15 protein-coding genes and 1 riboswitch are annotated in these 17,191 nt (G+C 63.2%); of the genes, 11 read left to right on the top strand and 4 right to left on the bottom strand.

The features are described 5' to 3' along the window. Positions 1-121: 121 nt before the first annotated feature. Positions 122-1,837 carry a 2-succinyl-5-enolpyruvyl-6-hydroxy-3-cyclohexene-1-carboxylic-acid synthase gene (gene menD / locus ACEUCR_RS16320; protein ID WP_408791458.1) on the bottom strand — a complete coding sequence of 572 codons (1,716 nt, stop codon included), beginning with the start codon at positions 1,835-1,837 and terminating at the stop codon, positions 122-124. Positions 1,838-1,863: 26 nt separating this feature from the next. Further along, complete coding sequence (locus tag ACEUCR_RS16315) at positions 1,864-3,261, bottom strand: isochorismate synthase (protein WP_408791456.1); 1,398 nt, start codon at positions 3,259-3,261, stop codon at positions 1,864-1,866. A 208-nt stretch (positions 3,262-3,469) separates the two neighbouring features. Between ACEUCR_RS16315 and ACEUCR_RS16310 the strand changes: the two genes are divergently transcribed. Continuing rightward, entirely contained in the window at positions 3,470-4,375 is a 906-nt protein-coding gene (locus ACEUCR_RS16310) for a 1,4-dihydroxy-2-naphthoate polyprenyltransferase (RefSeq protein ID WP_162625859.1), read from the top strand. A 72-nt stretch (positions 4,376-4,447) separates the two neighbouring features. On the opposite strand, the gene ACEUCR_RS16305 is transcribed toward ACEUCR_RS16310, so the two are convergent. Further along, positions 4,448-5,692, bottom strand: a complete 1,245-nt coding sequence (locus ACEUCR_RS16305; protein WP_408791454.1) for a sensor histidine kinase — start codon at positions 5,690-5,692, stop codon at positions 4,448-4,450. Then, on the bottom strand, positions 5,689-6,357 hold the full coding sequence (locus tag ACEUCR_RS16300; protein WP_408747864.1) for a response regulator transcription factor: 669 nt from the start codon (positions 6,355-6,357) through the stop codon (positions 5,689-5,691). The genes ACEUCR_RS16305 and ACEUCR_RS16300 overlap by 4 nt, the downstream gene beginning before the upstream one ends. Positions 6,358-6,446: 89 nt before the next feature. Here ACEUCR_RS16300 and ACEUCR_RS16295 point away from each other — a divergent pair, with 89 nt between their 5' ends. The 10 genes from ACEUCR_RS16295 (at position 6,447) to ACEUCR_RS16250 (ending at position 17,049) form a co-directional block, all read left to right on the top strand. Continuing rightward, on the top strand, positions 6,447-6,875 hold the full coding sequence (locus ACEUCR_RS16295) for a hypothetical protein (RefSeq protein ID WP_408791452.1): 429 nt from the start codon (positions 6,447-6,449) through the stop codon (positions 6,873-6,875). A gap of 76 nt (positions 6,876-6,951) precedes the next feature. Next, positions 6,952-7,437: a hypothetical protein gene (locus tag ACEUCR_RS16290; RefSeq protein ID WP_408791450.1), complete on the top strand. Its 486-nt coding sequence runs from the start codon at positions 6,952-6,954 to the stop codon at positions 7,435-7,437. Positions 7,438-7,498: 61 nt separating this feature from the next. Further along, positions 7,499-7,612: riboswitch (TPP riboswitch) on the top strand. A 259-nt stretch (positions 7,613-7,871) separates the two neighbouring features. Then, positions 7,872-9,914 (top strand): phosphomethylpyrimidine synthase ThiC, encoded by a 2,043-nt coding sequence (thiC, locus tag ACEUCR_RS16285; protein WP_408791448.1) that lies wholly within the window; start codon positions 7,872-7,874, stop codon positions 9,912-9,914. Next, positions 9,911-11,521 carry a thiamine phosphate synthase gene (thiE, locus tag ACEUCR_RS16280; RefSeq protein ID WP_408791446.1) on the top strand — a complete coding sequence of 537 codons (1,611 nt, stop codon included), beginning with the start codon at positions 9,911-9,913 and terminating at the stop codon, positions 11,519-11,521. Before thiC ends, thiE begins: the two co-directional genes overlap by 4 nt. After that, complete coding sequence (locus ACEUCR_RS16275; protein ID WP_408791444.1) at positions 11,511-12,287, top strand: HesA/MoeB/ThiF family protein; 777 nt, start codon at positions 11,511-11,513, stop codon at positions 12,285-12,287. Before thiE ends, ACEUCR_RS16275 begins: the two co-directional genes overlap by 11 nt. Beyond that, the gene (gene thiS / locus ACEUCR_RS16270; protein ID WP_408791442.1) at positions 12,284-12,487 is read left to right on the top strand and encodes a sulfur carrier protein ThiS; all 204 of its coding nucleotides are present in this window, start codon (positions 12,284-12,286) and stop codon (positions 12,485-12,487) included. The genes ACEUCR_RS16275 and thiS overlap by 4 nt, the downstream gene beginning before the upstream one ends. A 1-nt stretch (position 12,488) precedes the next feature. Further along, on the top strand, positions 12,489-13,256 hold the full coding sequence (locus ACEUCR_RS16265) for a thiazole synthase (protein WP_408791440.1): 768 nt from the start codon (positions 12,489-12,491) through the stop codon (positions 13,254-13,256). Further along, positions 13,253-14,521, top strand: a complete 1,269-nt coding sequence (gene thiH / locus ACEUCR_RS16260) for a 2-iminoacetate synthase ThiH (protein ID WP_408791438.1) — start codon at positions 13,253-13,255, stop codon at positions 14,519-14,521. The genes ACEUCR_RS16265 and thiH overlap by 4 nt, the downstream gene beginning before the upstream one ends. A gap of 880 nt (positions 14,522-15,401) precedes the next feature. Beyond that, on the top strand, positions 15,402-16,421 hold the full coding sequence (locus ACEUCR_RS16255) for a phosphoribosyltransferase-like protein (protein ID WP_408791437.1): 1,020 nt from the start codon (positions 15,402-15,404) through the stop codon (positions 16,419-16,421). A 1-nt stretch (position 16,422) separates the two neighbouring features. Beyond that, on the top strand, positions 16,423-17,049 hold the full coding sequence (locus tag ACEUCR_RS16250) for an NADAR family protein (protein WP_408791435.1): 627 nt from the start codon (positions 16,423-16,425) through the stop codon (positions 17,047-17,049). Positions 17,050-17,191: the final 142 nt, after the last annotated feature.

Raw genomic sequence — 17,191 nt, 5'->3', positions numbered from 1 at the left:
GCCATTGCAGACTCGAGTGTCGACTCAGTGGCCACGAATGCTGTCTCCCAGCGCCTTGAGATCCTCGGCGACTTCATGGTTGCCAGGCACCTTGATGGCCATTGCAGACTCGAGTGTCGACTCAGTAGCCACGAATGCTGTCTCCCAGCGCCTTGAGATCGTCGGCGACTTCACAGCTTGGCACCTTGATTTCAATCAGGGTTACCCCTTTTTCAAGGGCCGCGGCGTAACTCTGTTCAAATTCGGCCAGGGTGGCGGGTGCCCGATAGCCAAGGCCGAACATGGCGGCGGCCTGGGCAAAGTCCAGGCCGTGGGGCAGGCGGTAGTAGCTCTCCAGCAGCTCCCCTCTGGGCACGGGCAGCATGCGAAAGATGCTGCCGCCGTCGTTGTTGAGGATGATGACCACCAGGGGGGCCTGCGCCTTGGTGAGCAGGGCCAGGCTGTTGAGATCGTGCAGGGCGCTCAGATCCCCCAGCAGCAGGGTGGTGGGCTCCTGGCTAGTCTGGGCGAAGCCGTAGGCGGTGGCGATGAGGCCGTCGATGCCGGAGGCGCCGCGGTTGGTCATCAGCCGGCTGGGGCCCTTGCCGGTTTCGCCGAGCATGTCCATCAGCCGGGCCGGCATGCTGTTGCCGACAAACAGCTGGCCCTTGACCAGCTGGTTCAGGCGATGGCACACCCCGAGCTCGGAGAAGCGATCGCAGGCGGCGCGGATCAGCGGGCTGATGCTCTGCTGGCACTGTGCCAGCCTGTGCCAGGGCTGCTGCGAGTGTGCCGCCGGATGGGCGGCAGCAAAGGCGGCGGGGTCGCACACCAGGCGCCGGCGCAGCCGGTAATCCGGGTCGAGCCGGGCCGGCTGGGGATCCACCAGCCAGTAATCCTGCCAGGGGTGCTGCTTGATGAAGTGGCCGAGTCGCTTGGAGATGAGGCGGGCGCCGAACTGCAGCAGCACCTCGGCCCGGGCCAGCTCGGTCATGAAGCCGCTGTGTTGCAGGGCGAGGTCCGTGTGGACGAGGTTGCGATCATCGAAGCGGATCTGGCTTTGCAGGTCCGCCAGCAGGGGCCAGCCGAGGCGCTCGGCCAGCACGGCCACCTGCTGAGCCTGGGCGGGATCCTGGATGCGTCCCGCGACGATGACACCGCGTCTGGCGCGAAACGCCGACCAGTCCGGCTGGGCCGGGCAGGGAGAGGGCGCGCTCTGCCAGGGGCTCCAGGGCTCGCCCGAGTGGAGCCAGTCGCCGAGGGGGGCAAGGTAGGGGGAGAAGTCCAGGTAAGCCTCGCCGGGATAGAGGGGCTCGGGGTACATGCAGTTGAAGTGCACCGGCCCCGGGGTCAGCGCCTGTCTGGCCAGGGCCTGATCCACCGAGCTCAGCACGAAGGCGGCCGGAATGGCGGGGGTGGGGCTCGGCAGGTTCTGCTGGTGGACCGGGTAGCGGGCGAAGATCCCCTGCTGGTCTATGGCCTGGTTGGCACCGTTGTCGATGAGCTCCGGGGGGCGATCCGCCGTCAGCAGTATCAGGGGCACCCCGGTGAGCTGGGCTTCGGCCACTGCGGGCCAGAGATTGGCCACCGCCGTGCCCGAGGTGGTGATGAGGGCGACCGGGCGGCCGCTCCCCTTGGCCAGCCCCAGGGCCATGAAGCCCAGGCCCCGCTCGTCGAAGTGGAGGTGGCGGCGAAAGCCAGGGTGGGCGGCGGCGGCCATGGTGAGCGGCGCGGAGCGGGAGCCGGCGGCCAGGGCGATGTCGCGTACCCCGAGGCGGAAGAGCTCTTCCAGCAGGAGAGAGGACCAGACGTGATTGAAGGTGGCGTGATGGCTGGCAAACACTGGGCTGGCAGGCATAGGGGCTCTCGTTGTGGGGCTTGGTGCTATCCCAGCAGGGACAGGACGTTGGCTATCTTGTTGTCGAGTTCGGCCCACTCGGCGGCGGGCTCGGATCCCGCGACTATGCCGGCACCGGCGAACAGGGTGACGGCCCCGGGGTCGATGCGGGCGCTGCGGATGGCCACGCTGCACTCCGAGGTCTCCCGGCTCAGCATGCCGCAGGCACCGGCGTACCAGCCGCGATCATAGGGCTCCCGTGCGCGGATGAACGCCAGGGCCGACTCCCGCGGGGCCCCGCCCACCGCAGGGGTGGGGTGCAGGGCCGCCAGCAGCTGCCAGTCGCACACCTCGGGATGGAGCTCGGCTTCGATGTCGCACTTGAGGTGTTGCAGCAGCCGCAGCTTCAGGATCCTGGGTTCGGTCAGGGTGATGTCGTGGGCCAGGGGGGCGAGCCGGTGCAGTATGTCCGTGTGGACCAGGCGGTTCTCCAGCCGGTTCTTGCTGTCGCTCAGCAGTTCGGCGGCGAGCCTGGCATCGAGCGCCTCGTCGCCGCTGCGGCGTATGGTCCCCGCCAGCGCCTCGCTGAACAGGTGGCGCCCTTCGCGGCGGTAGAGCCGCTCGGGGGAGCAGGCGATGAAGCCGTGATCCGGCTCGAACTGGAAGCCGAAGCGAAAGCACTGTTCGGCCCGCTCGGCCCAGCGGGCCAGCAGGCTCCAGGGATTGACGTCGGCCCCCTCGAGCCGGCTCTCCCGGGAGAGCACCACCTTGGGGGTGTGGGTCTGAAAGTCGGGGGCCGTGACCGTCGTGACCAGTTGTTGCCATTCGGACCTGTCCGGGTTGTCCCGGCGCCGCCACTGCTGAGGGGTGAGGGGAGGCAGGGGCGCCTCAGGCACCAGGGCCGCCAGGGCCTGGTGTCCGGCGGCCAGTTCGGCCTCCCGGTTGTGCTCGTCGAACCAGAGGTTGAGGCAGAGGCTGACACACTCCCCCCGGCGCACCAGCTCGATGCGCGGCAACACGAAGCGGCAGGGGCCAAAGCCCTGCCAGGGGTTCTCCCCTTGCGGCGGCTGGTCGGGATCGAGCGCCAGACCATCGAAGCGGCAGGGGACGAAGCCTTGCCACTCGCGATTTCCTTGCGGCGGTAGGTCGGGATCGAACGCCAGGCCGCCGAAGTAGCGGGGGCTGTCCACCTGGCTGGCCTGGGTGTTGGCACAGACCCGGGCGATGTGCGCGGGATCCGTCAGCTCGTGGATGCGGCCCAGGGCCACGTATTCGGGCCTCTCTTCCCCCCTGGCGTGCCAGTAGATGCGCGGATACAGGGGCTGGGCGTTGAGCCAGCCGAGGAAGGAGTTCACCTCGCAGGCCACGCGCAGGCGCACGAAGCCCAGGGTCCGGTCATGACGCAGGGCGTCCAGCTGTTGCTTGATATGGGTCTGAGCCAACATGGATGTCGTATCCGAGCCGTGGGGTGACGGTCTGTGGGGCGGGGGCAGGCCGCGGTTTATGCCAAAGGGCGATTATTCCTATATATTATCCGCCCATTCATCCCTGTAAATTGCCCGAGGGAGCCCGGCTCCCAGGCTGGCAAGTATACCCAAATCCGTTTCGATAACCCTTAACACGATCAATATCTGATTGTTTGGCCATCAAAATATGACAAATACCTTCTCTGTGTGGTTGCTGGCGGCGCGGTTGCGAACCCTGCCCCTGGCCTGCTCCTCCATCCTGCTGGGGTCGGGACTGGCCGCCAGCCGTGGCGCCTTCGACGGCGGCATCATGGCCCTCTCTCTGCTGACCGCCATCCTGTTGCAGATCCTCTCCAACCTGGCCAACGACTATGGGGATGCGGTCTCGGGGGCGGACAACGGCGAGCGGATCGGACCCCAGCGGGCCGTGGTCTCCGGCCTCATCACCCGCCATCAGATGTGCGTGGCCATGGGGCTGACCGCCCTGGCGGCCGTGGTGAGCGGCCTGGCCCTGCTGATCAGCGTCTTCGGCGACGCCTGGCTGCACATCCTCGCCTTCGTGCTGCTCGGTGGCGCCGCCATCGTCGCGGCCATCACCTACACGGTGGGCAAGACCCCTTACGGCTATCGCGGCTTTGGCGACATCTCGGTGTTTCTCTTCTTCGGCCTGCTGGGGGTGCTCGGTTCCTACTACCTCTTCACCCAGACCCTGGAGTGGGATCTGCTGCTGCCGGCCACCGCCTGCGGCCTGCTGGCCACCGCCGTGCTCAACATCAACAATGTGCGGGACATAGAGACGGACGCCGCCAGCGGCAAGATCACCCTGGCGGTGCGCCTGGGCCGCAACCGGGCCATCGCCTATCACTGGGCCTTGCTGGGGGCGGCGCTGCTGGCCACCATCGTCTTCCTGCTGCTCCAGCCCCTTGACCTCTGGCCCTGGATCTTCCTGCCCGCGCTCAAGCCCCTCACCGATGCCGCCCGCACCCTGCGCCTGAGCCAGGATGGCGAGGTGCTGACCGGCGCCCTCAAGAAGACCGCCATCAGCGCGTTTCTCTACAGCCTGCTGCTCTCCCTCGGTCTGGCCCTCTCCTGAGGCAGGACAGGAACGACACAGAGGCGGCCCCGGGGCCGCCTCTGTGTTTTGTGGTCATGGGATCACCGCCTTTCAGGGGCCTTCGCCCATCCGCAGGCTGGCGCGAAACACGCCTTGCTCCAGTCGGGTCTCTATCTGCCAGCCGAGCTTGGCACAGATGCGCTCTATGATGGTGAGGCCGCAGCCGTAACCCAGGATCTGATCCGGTGGCGCCGCCGTCGGGTTGCTGATGGTGAGCGCCTGCCCTTGCAGCACTATCTCGATGTGGCCCTCGGCGTAGCTCAGGGCATTCTTGAGCAGGTTGCCGAGCGCGATGGCGAGCAGGGAGAGGGGGGCCCTGACCTCGCTCTGCTCGTCCAGCGCGAGGCGGATATCCAGGTTCTCGCGTTGCAGCAGGGGGGCGAGGCGGGCCAGTTCCTGCTGGATCAGGGGGGCGACCCGCTGGGGCGGCCGCTCCACGGCGTCCTTTCGCCCCAGCAGCAGGAAGGTCTCGGTGAGCAGGGCCATCTCGTCGCTGGCGGCGCGAATGCGGCTGGCGGCCCGGGCGGCGGGGGCGGGCAGCTCGCTCACCTTGCCGAGCAGGGCGGCCGAGCCCTGGATCACCATGTTGGGGGTGCGCAGCTCGTGGCTGGCGAAGCGGCTGAACTCCTGTTCCCGGGCGAACACGGCCGCCACCTCCTGCTTGCCCGCCAGCAGCGCCAGCTCTATCTCCCGCAGCTCCTGCCAGGGGGCGTCGGGCACGAAGTCCCCCTGATCCGGGGTGAGGTGGGCGACCCGCTGGCGCAACTGCTCCAGTGGCCGGGTGATGTGGCGCACCAGCCAGACACCGAAGCCGAGGGCCCCCAGCAGCAGGGTCAGGCCGATGAGGCGGGTGGCGAGGTGTAGCTGATCCTCATAAGGGTCCAGGTAGTCGTCGGCATCGTCGTTGAACACCAGATAGATGAGGCCCTGGCCAGAGGGGTGGGGGCGCACCAGGAAGTGCTTGTCCTCTCGGCCCAGTTGATGTTCGAAGAAGCCAGGGGTCCGGTAGGGTTTGAGCCAGCCGGGCAGGCGCCCCGCCTCGGTCCAGTAGCTGGAGAACTGGCGCGGGCTGGGGGCGGGGGCGGCGTCCCCCAGGCGCAGCCAGTCATCCTGATAGCGGGTCGCCTCGGCCTCCAGCCAGTGGCGCAGGCTCAGCTCCTCCATCTTGTTCTCGGCCACCACCATCAGCAGGCTGAGCAGCACCAGCAGCAGCAGGCCGGCGCTGCCGAGGATCAGCACCAGGCGGCGGCGCAGGCTCGGCAGATCGGGGGCAAGGGGCGGTGTCGGGTTCGTCATGGGGTGACCAGCCGGTAGCCCTGGCCGTGGCGCGTCTCCAGCATGGGGTGCTCGAAGGGCTTGTCCAGGGCGTTGCGCAGGGCATAGATGTGGCTGCGCAGGGCGTCCGAGTCCGGCTCCTCGTCCCCCCAGACGGTGTCGAGCACCTCCTGGCGGCTCACCAGCCGGGGGGCGCGCCTGACCAGCAGGGTGAGGATCTGGAACGGGATCTTGCCAAGCTTGAGCTCCACCCCGGCGCGGCTGGCGCGGCCTGCGGCGGGATCCACCGTCAGATCGCCAAACGTCAGCGCCCCCATGTCGCTGCGGGGGCCGCGCAGGGCCAGGGCCTGCAGCCGCACCTCCAGCTCCTCCATGGCGAACGGCTTGATCAGGTAGTCGTCGCCCCCCGCCCGAAAGCCCGCCAGCTTGTCATCCAGGCTGTCGCGGGCGGTGAGAAACAGCACAGGGGTGGCGATGCCGTCCGCGCGCAGCCGCTCCACCGTGGAGAGACCGTCCAGGCGCGGCATCATGACATCCATGATGATGACGTCGAAGCGCTGCTCGGCCAGCAGCTGCAATGCGGCTTGGCCGTGATAGGCGCAGTCCACCCTGTGCCCGGCCAGCTCCAGATAGTCCATGATGGTTTCCGCCACCTGGGGATTGTCTTCCACCACCAGTATTTTCATGTTTTGATCTCCTGGTTTTGGCCGTTTTTCACGGTCATTTCACGGCGAAGAGGCCATGCTGGTGGCCAGTGTAACCCCGAGGATCCCCGATGAAGAAGTCTCTGCGTGCCCTCCTGCTGATGATCTTGCTGCCCTTCGGGTGGGCGCAGGGGGCCGAGTTCAAGCTGACCGGCCGCACCACCTGGCAACTGGGCCAGCTGATGGTCAACGGCATCCCCTTCGTGATCGACGAACAGACCCGCTTCAAGGAGGGTCTGGACGAAGACGACCTCGGCGGCACCTGGGTCGATCTGGAAGGGGAAGTGCAGACGACGGCGCAGGGGGAGCGACGGCTGATCCGCGAGGTGGAGCCCCTGGACGAGGCCGACGAGATGGAGCTGGAGGGGCCTGTCCTTGGCGGGCGCGTCTGGGGTTATGGCGCCTCCGATGACAGCCTGACCCCCTTCGAGGGGCGTTGGCTCGAGCTGGAGTGCCGCTTCGACGGCAAGCGGCTGAGCCAGTGCCGGGAGGAGGACTGATCCCTCAGGGCGAGGGGAAAAATGGCCCGTCCAGGCCCATAGTTACACTTCATACCGTGACCCTGGATCGCCAGCCATGACCAGAACCGCCTTGCTCCTGCTGCTCTCCTTTCACGCCCTTGCCGACGAGCCCGAGCTCTGGCTGGTGGCGCTGGAGCACAATGATGGCATCCACCTGCAATTTCAGGGGGCCGAACTGGAACTGGGTAGCGCCACCCTGGTCGGGGCGGCCCAGTTTGACGATCTCAGGCCCGGCCTGCGCCTCGCCATCCAGAGCCGCAACGGCGTCGCCGAGACGATCCGGGTGCGTGACGGGACGGCAGATCCGGCCCTCTGGGCTCATTGGCGGCGGGGGGAGGGTCGACTGCTTGCCCATTCGGGACGAGCCTTGCTGCTACAGGAGCTCGGCGTGCTGGTGTTTGATGCCGGCACCCGCTGGGTGAATGGCAGCGCCGCCGATCTGCAACCGGGGCGCAGGCTGGTGCTGAGCCGGGATGAAGAGGGTCGCCTCACCGAGATCCTCATTCCCGACCCCGAGGACGCACTCGATCCCGAAGAGTGAGACCTCAATCCCTTTCCCCTTGTTAATGGCTTGTACTTTAAAATTCCCCACTTATACTGGCGCCATCTTGTCGGAGTGCTGACCGTCGAACGACGCTAAGCTGAGACCGTTAATTCGGGATCCGTGGAACCTGATCAGGTTAAGACCTGCGAAGGGAAACAAGGGTAACTTGCGGGTTACCGCGCCGGGGAAGGACTCGCTTCCCGCCAGCCAGAGGCAGAGCGCCTCTGGTGGGTGCAGGCGCACAGGGGGAGGTCGTCCCGCCGGGCCATCAGGCCTGCGGATCTGCCGCACAGGGCAGAGGGACGACAGAGCAGGGAAGATCCATGCCCGACGCACTCCCCCGAACATATCCCGCCGCAAGTTCATCACTTCTCCTCGAACTCCAGACAAGCAAACACCCATAACTTCAACCAGTTAATGTGAGTTTTGCTATGTCTACCCATGTATCTGATACCGCCAAATCCAGCCGCCGCGAGCAGCGCGCCAGTGCCCAGGCCTTTATCGACAACCTCAAGGGGATGGCCCATCCCAACTCTCGCCGCATCTTCATTGAAGGATCCCGCCCCGATATCCGGGTACCCCTGCGGGAGATCCTGCTGGCCGACACCCTGGTCGGCGGCACCAAGGAGGCCCCCCAGTTCGAGCCCAACGATCCCGTGCCCGTCTACGACACCTCGGGGGCCTACGGGGACGAGCGCGCCGAGATAGACGTGCGTCTGGGCCTGCCGCGCCTGCGTGAACACTGGGTGCTGGAGCGTGGCGACACCGAAGTGCTGGATGATCTCAGCTCCACCTTCACCCAGGAGCGTCTGGCGGACGAGGGGCTGGATCACCTGCGTTTCGATCATTTGCCCAAGCCCCGCCGCGCCAAACCGGGCCGCCGGGTGACCCAGCTCCACTATGCCCGTCAGGGGTTGGTCACCCCGGAGATGGAGTTCATCGCCATTCGCGAGAACATGGGCCGCGAGCGGGTGCGCTCCGAGCTGCTGCTGCGCCAGCATCCGGGTCAGGGCTTCGGCGCCCGCCTGCCCGAGAACATCACCCCTGAGTTCGTACGCGATGAAGTGGCCGCCGGGCGCGCCATCATCCCGAACAATATCAACCACCCGGAAAGCGAGCCCATGATCATAGGCCGCAACTTCCTGGTGAAGATCAACGCCAACATAGGCAACTCGGCGGTCAGCTCCAGCATCGAGGAAGAGGTGGAGAAGCTGGTCTGGTCTACCCGCTGGGGGGCCGACACCGTCATGGATCTCTCCACCGGCCGCAACATCCACGAGACCCGGGAGTGGATCCTGCGCAACAGCCCTGTGCCCATCGGCACAGTGCCCATCTATCAGGCGCTGGAGAAGACCAACGGCATCGCCGAGGATCTCACCTGGGAGCTGTTTCGCGACACCCTGCTGGAGCAGGCCGAGCAGGGGGTGGACTACTTCACCATCCACGCCGGCGTCCTGCTGCGCTACGTGCCCATGACCGCCAAGCGCCTCACCGGCATCGTATCCCGTGGCGGCAGCATCATGGCCAAGTGGTGCCTCTCCCACCACAAGGAGAACTTCCTCTACCAGCATTTTCGCGAGATCTGCGAGCTGTGCGCCGCCTACGACGTGGCCTTGTCGCTGGGCGACGGCCTGCGTCCGGGCTCCGTCTATGACGCCAACGACGAGGCCCAGTTCGCCGAGCTGCACACCCTGGGCGAGCTCACCAAAATCGCCTGGGAGTACGATGTCCAGGTGATGATCGAAGGCCCCGGCCACGTGCCCATGCACATGATAGAGCGCAACATGACCGAGCAGCTGGAGCACTGCCACGAGGCCCCCTTCTACACCCTGGGCCCGCTCACCACCGACATCGCCCCCGGCTACGATCACTTCACCTCCGGCATAGGGGCCGCCATGATCGGCTGGTACGGCTGCGCCATGCTCTGCTACGTGACTCCCAAGGAGCACCTGGGGCTGCCCAACAAGGAGGACGTCAAGCAGGGGCTCATCACCTACAAGATCGCCGCCCACGCCGCGGATCTCGCCAAGGGGCACCCGGGCGCCCAGATCCGCGACAACGCCATGTCCAAGGCGCGCTTCGAGTTCCGCTGGGAGGATCAGTTCAACCTGGCCCTGGATCCCGAGACCGCCCGCAGCTATCACGACGAGACCCTGCCCCAGGAGTCCGGCAAGGTGGCGCATTTTTGCTCCATGTGCGGCCCCAAGTTCTGCTCCATGAAGATCACCCAGGACGTGCGCGACTACGCCGCCAAGCTGGAAGCGGTCGAGGTGAAACTGGTGGGCATGGACGGCCAGCAGGAGCGGGTGGTGGCCGAGGTGGAAAGTGGCATGGCCCGTAAGGAGCCTGAGACCTTCAAGCAGGCCGAGGTGGTGCGCGGCATGGAGCGGATGGCGGAAACCTTCAAGGAGACCGGCGGCGAGATCTACCACCAGGCGGCGACCCTGAAGCAGGCCGCAGGGGAGGAGGCGTGAGCAGCGAGCGCGGGGCTGTCAGCCCCGCCGACCTGTCCACGGTGACGCAGGCCCCTCGCCCCGTGGTCTGGACCATAGCGGGTTCCGACTCCGGCGGCGGGGCCGGCATCCAGGCGGACCTGCACACATTGCACGATCTCGGCGTGCACGGCTGCTCCGTCATCTCCGCCATCACGGCCCAGAACTCGGTGGCGGTGAAGATGGTCGACCCCGTGTTGATGCAGACCTTCACCGCCCAGATCGACGCCCTGGGGCTGGATCTGCCACCGGCCGCCATCAAGGTCGGCCTGTTGCCGACCCGGCTCCATGTGGAGGTGCTGGCCCGGCGCCTCGATACGCTGGGCGCCCCCTTCGTGGTCTACGACCCCGTGGCCATCGCCAGCACAGGCACCCCCATGGCGGAGCCCGGCATGCTGGTGGCGGTGCGCGAACAGCTGCTGCCCCGTTTGTCGCTCATCACCCCCAACGGCCCCGAGCTGGAAGCCCTGACCGGGCTGCCCGCCTCCAGCCCCGAGCTGGTGCGCCTTGCCGCGAGGCGCCTGCGCGAACTCGGCGCCCGCGCCGTACTGGTCAAGGGCGGCCACCTTGAGTGGAGCGGGGATCTCTGCCTCGACTACTACCAGGACGAGAGCCGCGAATTCTGGCTAGGGGCGCCGCGCCTCGATACCCGTCACGGCCACGGCACCGGCTGCTGCTACGCCAGCGCCATCGCCGCCGTGGTGGCGCAGGACTACCCGGTGGAGGATGCCATCACGCTGGCGCGCGCCTACCTGCAACAGGGCTTGGCGGCGGCGCAGGGAGTGGGGGCGGGCCCGGGGCCCATCGCCCATCTCGGCTGGCCGAGCAGTCTCGCCCACTTCCCCCGTGCCCTGCTGGCGGGGTCAAGCCTGGATCGCCGCTTCGGTCTCTATCCTGACTGCGCGGCCCGCCTGCCCCAGGGGCCCTTCGCCCCGACCGAACACAACCTCGGGCTCTATCCGGTGGTGGATTCGGTCAAGTGGCTCAAGCGTCTGCTGGGGGCCGGGGTCAAGACCATACAGCTGCGCATCAAGAACCTGCCTGCCGCCCAGGTGACATCGGCCATTGCTGAGGCCGTGGCGCTCGGTCGCCGTCATGGGGCGCGGCTTTTTATCAACGACTACTGGCAGCAGGCCATCGAGGCGGGCGCCTGGGGCGTGCACCTGGGGCAGGAGGACATGGAGACCGCCGATCTCGCCGCCATCCAGGCGGCCGGGCTGCGTCTTGGCATCTCCACCCACGGCTACTTCGAGCTGATGCGGGCCCGTGAGCTGGCCCCCTCCTACATTGCGCTCGGTCATATCTTCCCTACCAATACCAAGGCCATGCCCTCGCGCCCCCAGGGGCTGGCGCGGCTGCACCATTACCGCGCATTGATGAGCGACTGGCCGACGGTCGCCATCGGCGGCATCAGCGAGGAGCGGGTGGCGGCGGTTCAGACAACGGGTGTGGGCAGCATCGCCCTGGTCTCCGCCATCACGGCCAGCGACGACTGGCAGGGGGCGACGGAGCGGCTGCTCGCCGCCGTGGGGGCGGGGGACGAGCCGCGCTCGGCCACGGCCATAAGAGAGGTGGAACATGCTATCTGATGCCCCGTCTCTGAATGACGAAGAGTATCTGAGATACGGCCGCCAGCTGATGCTGGCGGAAGTGGGCGAAGCAGGGCAGGCGCGGCTGAAAGGCAAATCCGTGCTGATCGTGGGCCTCGGCGGCCTCGGTTCGCCGCTGGCCCTCTATCTCGCCGGGGCCGGTGTCGGCACCCTCTGGCTCGCCGATGGCGATACGGTGGATTCCAGCAACCTGCCGCGCCAGATCCTGTTCGACGGGGAGGGGCTGCGCCGCTCCAAGGCGGAGCTGGCCCGCGAACGCCTTAGCCAACACAACCCCCATGTGGAGCTGATTGCCATCAACCAGCGCCTCGATGCCGCCAGCCTGCCGGAGTTTGTGGCACAGGTGGACCTGGTGGTGGATTGCTGCGACAGCCTCGCCAGCCGCCAGGCCATCAACGCCGCCTGCGTGGCCCAGGGCAAGTCCTGGATCTCGGCGGCAGCCGTGGGCTGGCAGGGGCAGCTGATGGTGCGAAGCGCCCCTGATCACCCCTGCTACGCCTGCCTCTACCCGGCGGATACCGAAGTAAAAGAGAGCTGCCAGAGCAGCGGCGTCACAGGCCCGTTGGTCGGGGTGATGGGCTCTTTGCAGGCCCTGGAGGCACTGAAACTATTGCTCGGCCTGCCGAGCCCGGTCGCCGGCACATTGCGCCGCTTCGATGCCCTGGCCCACCAGTGGCAGACCCACACCCTGGCCCCGGATCCCGACTGTGCGGTTTGCGGCCAGCACAAGGAAATCACCCCATGACTCAGATTCGACTCAATGATAAAGCCCAGCCGCTGGCGGCCGGGCAGAGCGTGGCCGACCTGCTGGCGGCGCAAGGGGTCCATCCCCAGGGGGTGGCGGTGGCCCTCAACGGCGCCGTGCTGCCCCGCAGCCGCTGGCCAGACACCCCCCTCAATGACGGGGACGAGATCCACCTTTTCACCGCCATCGCCGGAGGCTGAGATGCTGACCATAGCGAACCATACCTTCTCCTCGCGCCTCTTCACCGGCACCGGCAAGTTTGCCCGCCCGGATCTGATGGCCGCCGCCATAGCGGCGAGCGGCTCCCAACTGGTGACCATGGCCATCAAGCGCCTCGAGCCTGGCAAGGCCCACGACGATATCCTCACGCCCCTTCGGCAACTTGGGGTCAAGCTGCTGCCCAACACCTCGGGGGCCAAGACCGCCGCCGAGGCGGTGTTTGCCGCCCACCTGGCCCGGGAGGCGCTGGGGACGAACTGGCTCAAGCTCGAGATCCACCCCGATCCCAAATACCTGCTGCCCGACCCCATAGAGACGCTGAAAGCGGCCGAGCAGCTGGTGAAAGAGGGCTTCGTGGTGCTGCCCTACTGCGGCGCCGACCCCGTGCTGTGCAAGCGACTCGAAGAGGTGGGCTGCGCCGCCGTGATGCCGCTCGGCGCCCCCATCGGTTCCAATCAGGGGCTGGTGACCCGGGAGTTCCTCTCCATCATCATCGAGCAGGCCAAGGTGCCGGTGGTGGTGGATGCGGGCATAGGTGCGCCGAGCCATGCCGCCGCTGCCTTTGAGCTGGGTGCCGACGCCGTGCTGGTCAACACCGCCATCGCGGTGAGCGGCGACCCGATCGCCATGGGCCGCGCCTTTGCGCTGGCCTGCACTGCCGGGCGCAGCGCCTATGAGGCAGGCCTGGGCACGCGCGGCGTGCAGGCCCAGGCTTCCAGTCCGCTGACCGATTTTCTGGGGGCGTTATGAGTCAGGGAATTGCTATCACTGGGGGACATTCTTCCTCCCCTCTCCCTCTGGGAGAGGGGCCGGGGGTGAGGGCCGAGGCTAAATCGGTGCTTGAAGGGGGTGAGCCTTGCGCTCCTCCCCCTCCCAAGGGGGAGGCCGGGAGGGGGTTGGATTTCGCCGACCGCTGGCAGGAGCTTGACTGGGACGATATCGGCATGCAGATCCGTGCCAAGGCGGCCCTGGATGTGGAGCGTGCCCTGAGCGCACCGCGGCGCACCCTGGCGGATTTTATGGCGCTCATCTCCCCGGCCGCCGAGCCCTTCCTGCCTCGGATGGCGGAGCTGGCGGAGCGCCTGACCCGCCAGCGTTTCGGTAATACGGTGGGCTTTTACGTGCCCCTCTATCTGTCGAACCTGTGCGCCAACGACTGCTCCTACTGCGGCTTCTCCATGAGCAACCGCTTGAAGCGCAAGACGCTTAATGCAGAGGAGATAGAGCGCGAGTGCCTGGCCCTCAAGGCACGGGGATTCGACAGCGTGCTGCTGGTGACCGGCGAGCATGAGACCAAGGTGGGCATGGACTACTTTCGCGAGCATCTGCCGCGGATCCGCCGCCACTTCAGCACCCTGGCGATGGAGGTGCAGCCCCTGTCGCAGGCCGAATATGCGGAGCTCAAGACCCTCGGCCTCGATGCCGTCATGGTCTATCAGGAGACCTATCACGCCCCCGCCTACGCCCGCCATCACCTGCGCGGCAACAAGCAGGACATCAGATGGCGCCTCGCCACCCCGGACCGGCTGGGCCGTGCCGGCATCGACAAGATTGGACTCGGCGCGCTGATCGGCCTGTCGCCGGACTGGCGCGCCGACAGCTACTTCGTGGCCGAGCACCTGGCCTGGCTGGAGCGCCACCACTGGCAGAGCCGCTACTCCCTCTCCTTCCCGCGGCTGCGCCCCTGCACCGGGGGGCTGGAGCCCGAAGTGGTGATGTCGGACCGCCAGCTGGTGCAACTTATCTGCGCCTGGCGCCTCTTCTCGCCGACCCTGGAGCTGTCCCTCTCCACCCGGGAGTCCCCGGCGTTTCGCAACGGCGCCCTGCGCCTTGGTATCACCCAGATGTCGGCGGAGTCGCGCACCCAGCCGGGGGGCTATGCGGAAGGGGACAAGGAGGAGCTGGAGCAGTTCGCCATCCACGACGACAGAGCACTGGGGGAGGTGGCCGATGCCGTCAGGCAGGCCGGGTTGCAGCCGGTGTTCAAGGACTGGGAGGCGTTTTTGGGCCGATAGGGGCGGCTACGCCCCTTTGCCGGTGGCATCTGGGCTTCCAGCCAGACTCCGTGCCTGTGGCAAGCAGGCACGGCTGCGCCGTGCAATCGTAGGGTCGATTAGCCGTCAGGCGTAATCGTCCGTTCCGAGGTATGGCGTTGGCGCAGGGGTCGTTGTGTGGTGGCACGGCTTCGCCGTGCAGAGTGGAGGAATCGGCCGTTTCGCGGGCTGGAAAGTGATGGCACGGCTTCGCCATGCAGGATGCGAGGCCGCTGGCCTCGAAGGGGTTTCGCCCGCCCTTCGGGCCTAGGCGAGTGACTTTGGAAAGACCCGCTCTTTTCAAAAAATGCACCAAAGGTCTTCTCCCCCGCTTATTAGCCCGACTACGTCGGGTTCCTTCGGCTCACCCGCGTGCCGTCGGACAAGCGAGTGAGCCTAAGCGAATAAGAGGGGCGTCGTTGAATAAAAGAATCTTTCACTATTTGAACGCAACTCTGGCTCAAATCGCACGCTTAGAAGGACCATTCTTTCTCAATAGCACTGCCTGTTAATAGCAAGAACGACTAATTTTATGTGTCAAAGCTAAGCAAAAATGCGTTCATTCAACAACACCTGTTGATGCTCGACTCTAGCACCGCTTATGATGATTAATTTATTGATCTTGCTCAGGAAGCTATCGTCTTCCTCTTCCCTCTCCAGCGCCACTCGCTAACATAGCCGTTTGGAATCCATCTCACTGGAGTCACCTATGGGGCTAGCCAATGTAACAGGTAGGTTAAAAGCAGCAGACTGGAGGCTGTCATTCAGGGGCGGTAGTGTGTTTTTCCCCAGTATGGACAGGCATCTTCTTAACACGTATAAATTCTTTTCTTAATTAATAAATCTAAATATCTAGGAGGTAATGGTGACAAATGATGAACTATGTAGAAGCATAGCTAACGTTATCTCAAATTACCGTGATGGTGAATTTGGCGACTATGATGAAGCACATGTAAAACGATGGGTCACGCAATTCGATGTGGGCGAAAGGCGAATTGTACTCAAGGAAACCAATAGAATAATAAAAAGAAACTTTATATCTAGAAAGTCTTTCGAAAAGTTAGTTGATGCCACCATAAAATCAAAAATCGTTTATGGTAAAAATAAGGACGATTATTGGAATTCCGTTTCATTGTTGGAAATCCAACGTAAAGGAAACAGCCAGAAAGATCTAAATGATATTTTTTGCTCTAAGTTAGATGAGGTTTACGACACGGATAATATTATAAACTGCGAATCAAGTGAGTATTTGTATATAGATGATTTTATTTTTTCAGGGGGGAGAGTATTTAGTGACTTTAACTTTTGGCTAAGAGATAAAATGCCTAGGGATTGTAGAATTTGCATAATAACAATTGGTTGGTATATATACGGAAGATACAGTTTAGAAAAAAGACTAAAAAATCTGGTTGATGAGCTTGACTTAAATGTAAAGTTTCAATTTTGCTCATTTAAAGATCGCCGGCTTGAAAACAGACTTTATCGTAGAGACTATTCAGAGGTATTTTGGCCTACTTCCTGCGTTGAAGATATACCCGAAGTGGTTGATTATCTGGAAGAACATGATTACGAGCCTAAATATAGGGTTCACAATGGTATTGAAAATAAAGTTTTCTCTAGACCTAGAAGAGAAGAGTATGAAAAAATAATTCTGAAACATGGTTTAAAAATTCTAGGCTTCTCTAATAAGAATAACCCTGTGGTTAAACCACTTGGTTATCATCAATTTAATGAGTTTGGGTTTGGTTCAACAGTATTTAGTTTTAGAAATTGCCCTAATAATAATCCGCTAGTATTTTGGTGGGGAGACCCTGACGCTCCTGATTGGCATCCTTTCAGTAAATGGTATCCTTTATTGCAGAGAGATACATACGGAGATTGAGATGAATGAGCATAAAATAAAGCAATACGATATTAGAACTGTTATATCATTTAAAAAAACTACTGAAAAATGGGGTGAGTTATCTAATATGTGTGCAGGTTTCCCCGTTGTGGTGAATGATATCCCAGTGAAAAGCATAGAAGCACTATACCAAGCTTGTCGTTTTCCTAATTTACCAGATGTTCAGCGGAAAATTTTGGAGCAGAGTAGTCCAATGACAGCAAAGATGGTTGGAAAAACATATATCGCTGAGACACGTAAAGATTGGGAGCAAGTCAAAGTTTTGATCATGAAGTGGACTCTTCGTGTAAAACTGGCTCAAAATTGGGACAGTTTCTCCCAAGTATTACATGCTTCTGCGGGCAAAGACATTGTTGAACTATCCAATAAAGACCAATTTTGGGGGGCTAAGCCATTAGATGGAAATGTTTTTATAGGCGTTAATGCTCTAGGTAGACTGCTAATGGAACTAAGAGAGCATATTAAGTCTAATAATAAGGAGAGATTTATGTCAGTAGCTCCACTAAATATAGAGGATTTTAAATTGTATGGAGAGAATATTCGTTTTGTATATGAATCTGATAAAGAGAAAATTGAACCACCTCAGCTCAACATGTTTGATCTTTAACAAGCAGAAGATTCTTGGACAAAAAATCTGGTGCGAGAGTTTGGGACATCGAGAATCTGGGTCATCCATTATTTTGACTGGGGGGGGCGGTCTGCCTAGCTGAAGCGGCAGCGAAGAGGGAACTTGCCATGACCATCGCCCG

This window comes from Aeromonas bivalvium (assembly GCF_046078285.1).
Classification (GTDB): Bacteria; Pseudomonadota; Gammaproteobacteria; order Enterobacterales; family Aeromonadaceae; genus Aeromonas; species Aeromonas bivalvium.
Note: the sequence above shows the minus strand (reverse complement) of the source record. Positions and strands in the feature narration are given on the sequence as shown.

Bases quoted from the DNA above. Each gene is read 5' to 3' on its own strand.
- ACEUCR_RS16295 (WP_408791452.1), top strand. From the start codon at position 6,447: ATGAAGAAGTCTCTGCGTGCCCTCCTGCTGATGATCTTGCTGCCCTTC.
- menD (WP_408791458.1), bottom strand. From the start codon at position 1,837: ATGCCTGCCAGCCCAGTGTTTGCCAGCCATCACGCCACCTTCAATCAC.
- ACEUCR_RS16315 (WP_408791456.1), bottom strand. From the start codon at position 3,261: ATGTTGGCTCAGACCCATATCAAGCAACAGCTGGACGCCCTGCGTCAT.
- ACEUCR_RS16265 (WP_408791440.1), top strand. From the start codon at position 12,489: ATGCTGACCATAGCGAACCATACCTTCTCCTCGCGCCTCTTCACCGGC.
- ACEUCR_RS16300 (WP_408747864.1), bottom strand. From the start codon at position 6,357: ATGAAAATACTGGTGGTGGAAGACAATCCCCAGGTGGCGGAAACCATC.
- ACEUCR_RS16310 (WP_162625859.1), top strand. From the start codon at position 3,470: ATGACAAATACCTTCTCTGTGTGGTTGCTGGCGGCGCGGTTGCGAACC.
- ACEUCR_RS16275 (WP_408791444.1), top strand. From the start codon at position 11,511: ATGCTATCTGATGCCCCGTCTCTGAATGACGAAGAGTATCTGAGATAC.
- ACEUCR_RS16255 (WP_408791437.1), top strand. From the start codon at position 15,402: ATGGTGACAAATGATGAACTATGTAGAAGCATAGCTAACGTTATCTCA.
- ACEUCR_RS16250 (WP_408791435.1), top strand. From the start codon at position 16,423: ATGAATGAGCATAAAATAAAGCAATACGATATTAGAACTGTTATATCA.
- thiC (WP_408791448.1), top strand. From the start codon at position 7,872: ATGTCTACCCATGTATCTGATACCGCCAAATCCAGCCGCCGCGAGCAG.
- thiH (WP_408791438.1), top strand. From the start codon at position 13,253: ATGAGTCAGGGAATTGCTATCACTGGGGGACATTCTTCCTCCCCTCTC.
- ACEUCR_RS16305 (WP_408791454.1), bottom strand. From the start codon at position 5,692: ATGACGAACCCGACACCGCCCCTTGCCCCCGATCTGCCGAGCCTGCGC.
- thiS (WP_408791442.1), top strand. From the start codon at position 12,284: ATGACTCAGATTCGACTCAATGATAAAGCCCAGCCGCTGGCGGCCGGG.
- ACEUCR_RS16290 (WP_408791450.1), top strand. From the start codon at position 6,952: ATGACCAGAACCGCCTTGCTCCTGCTGCTCTCCTTTCACGCCCTTGCC.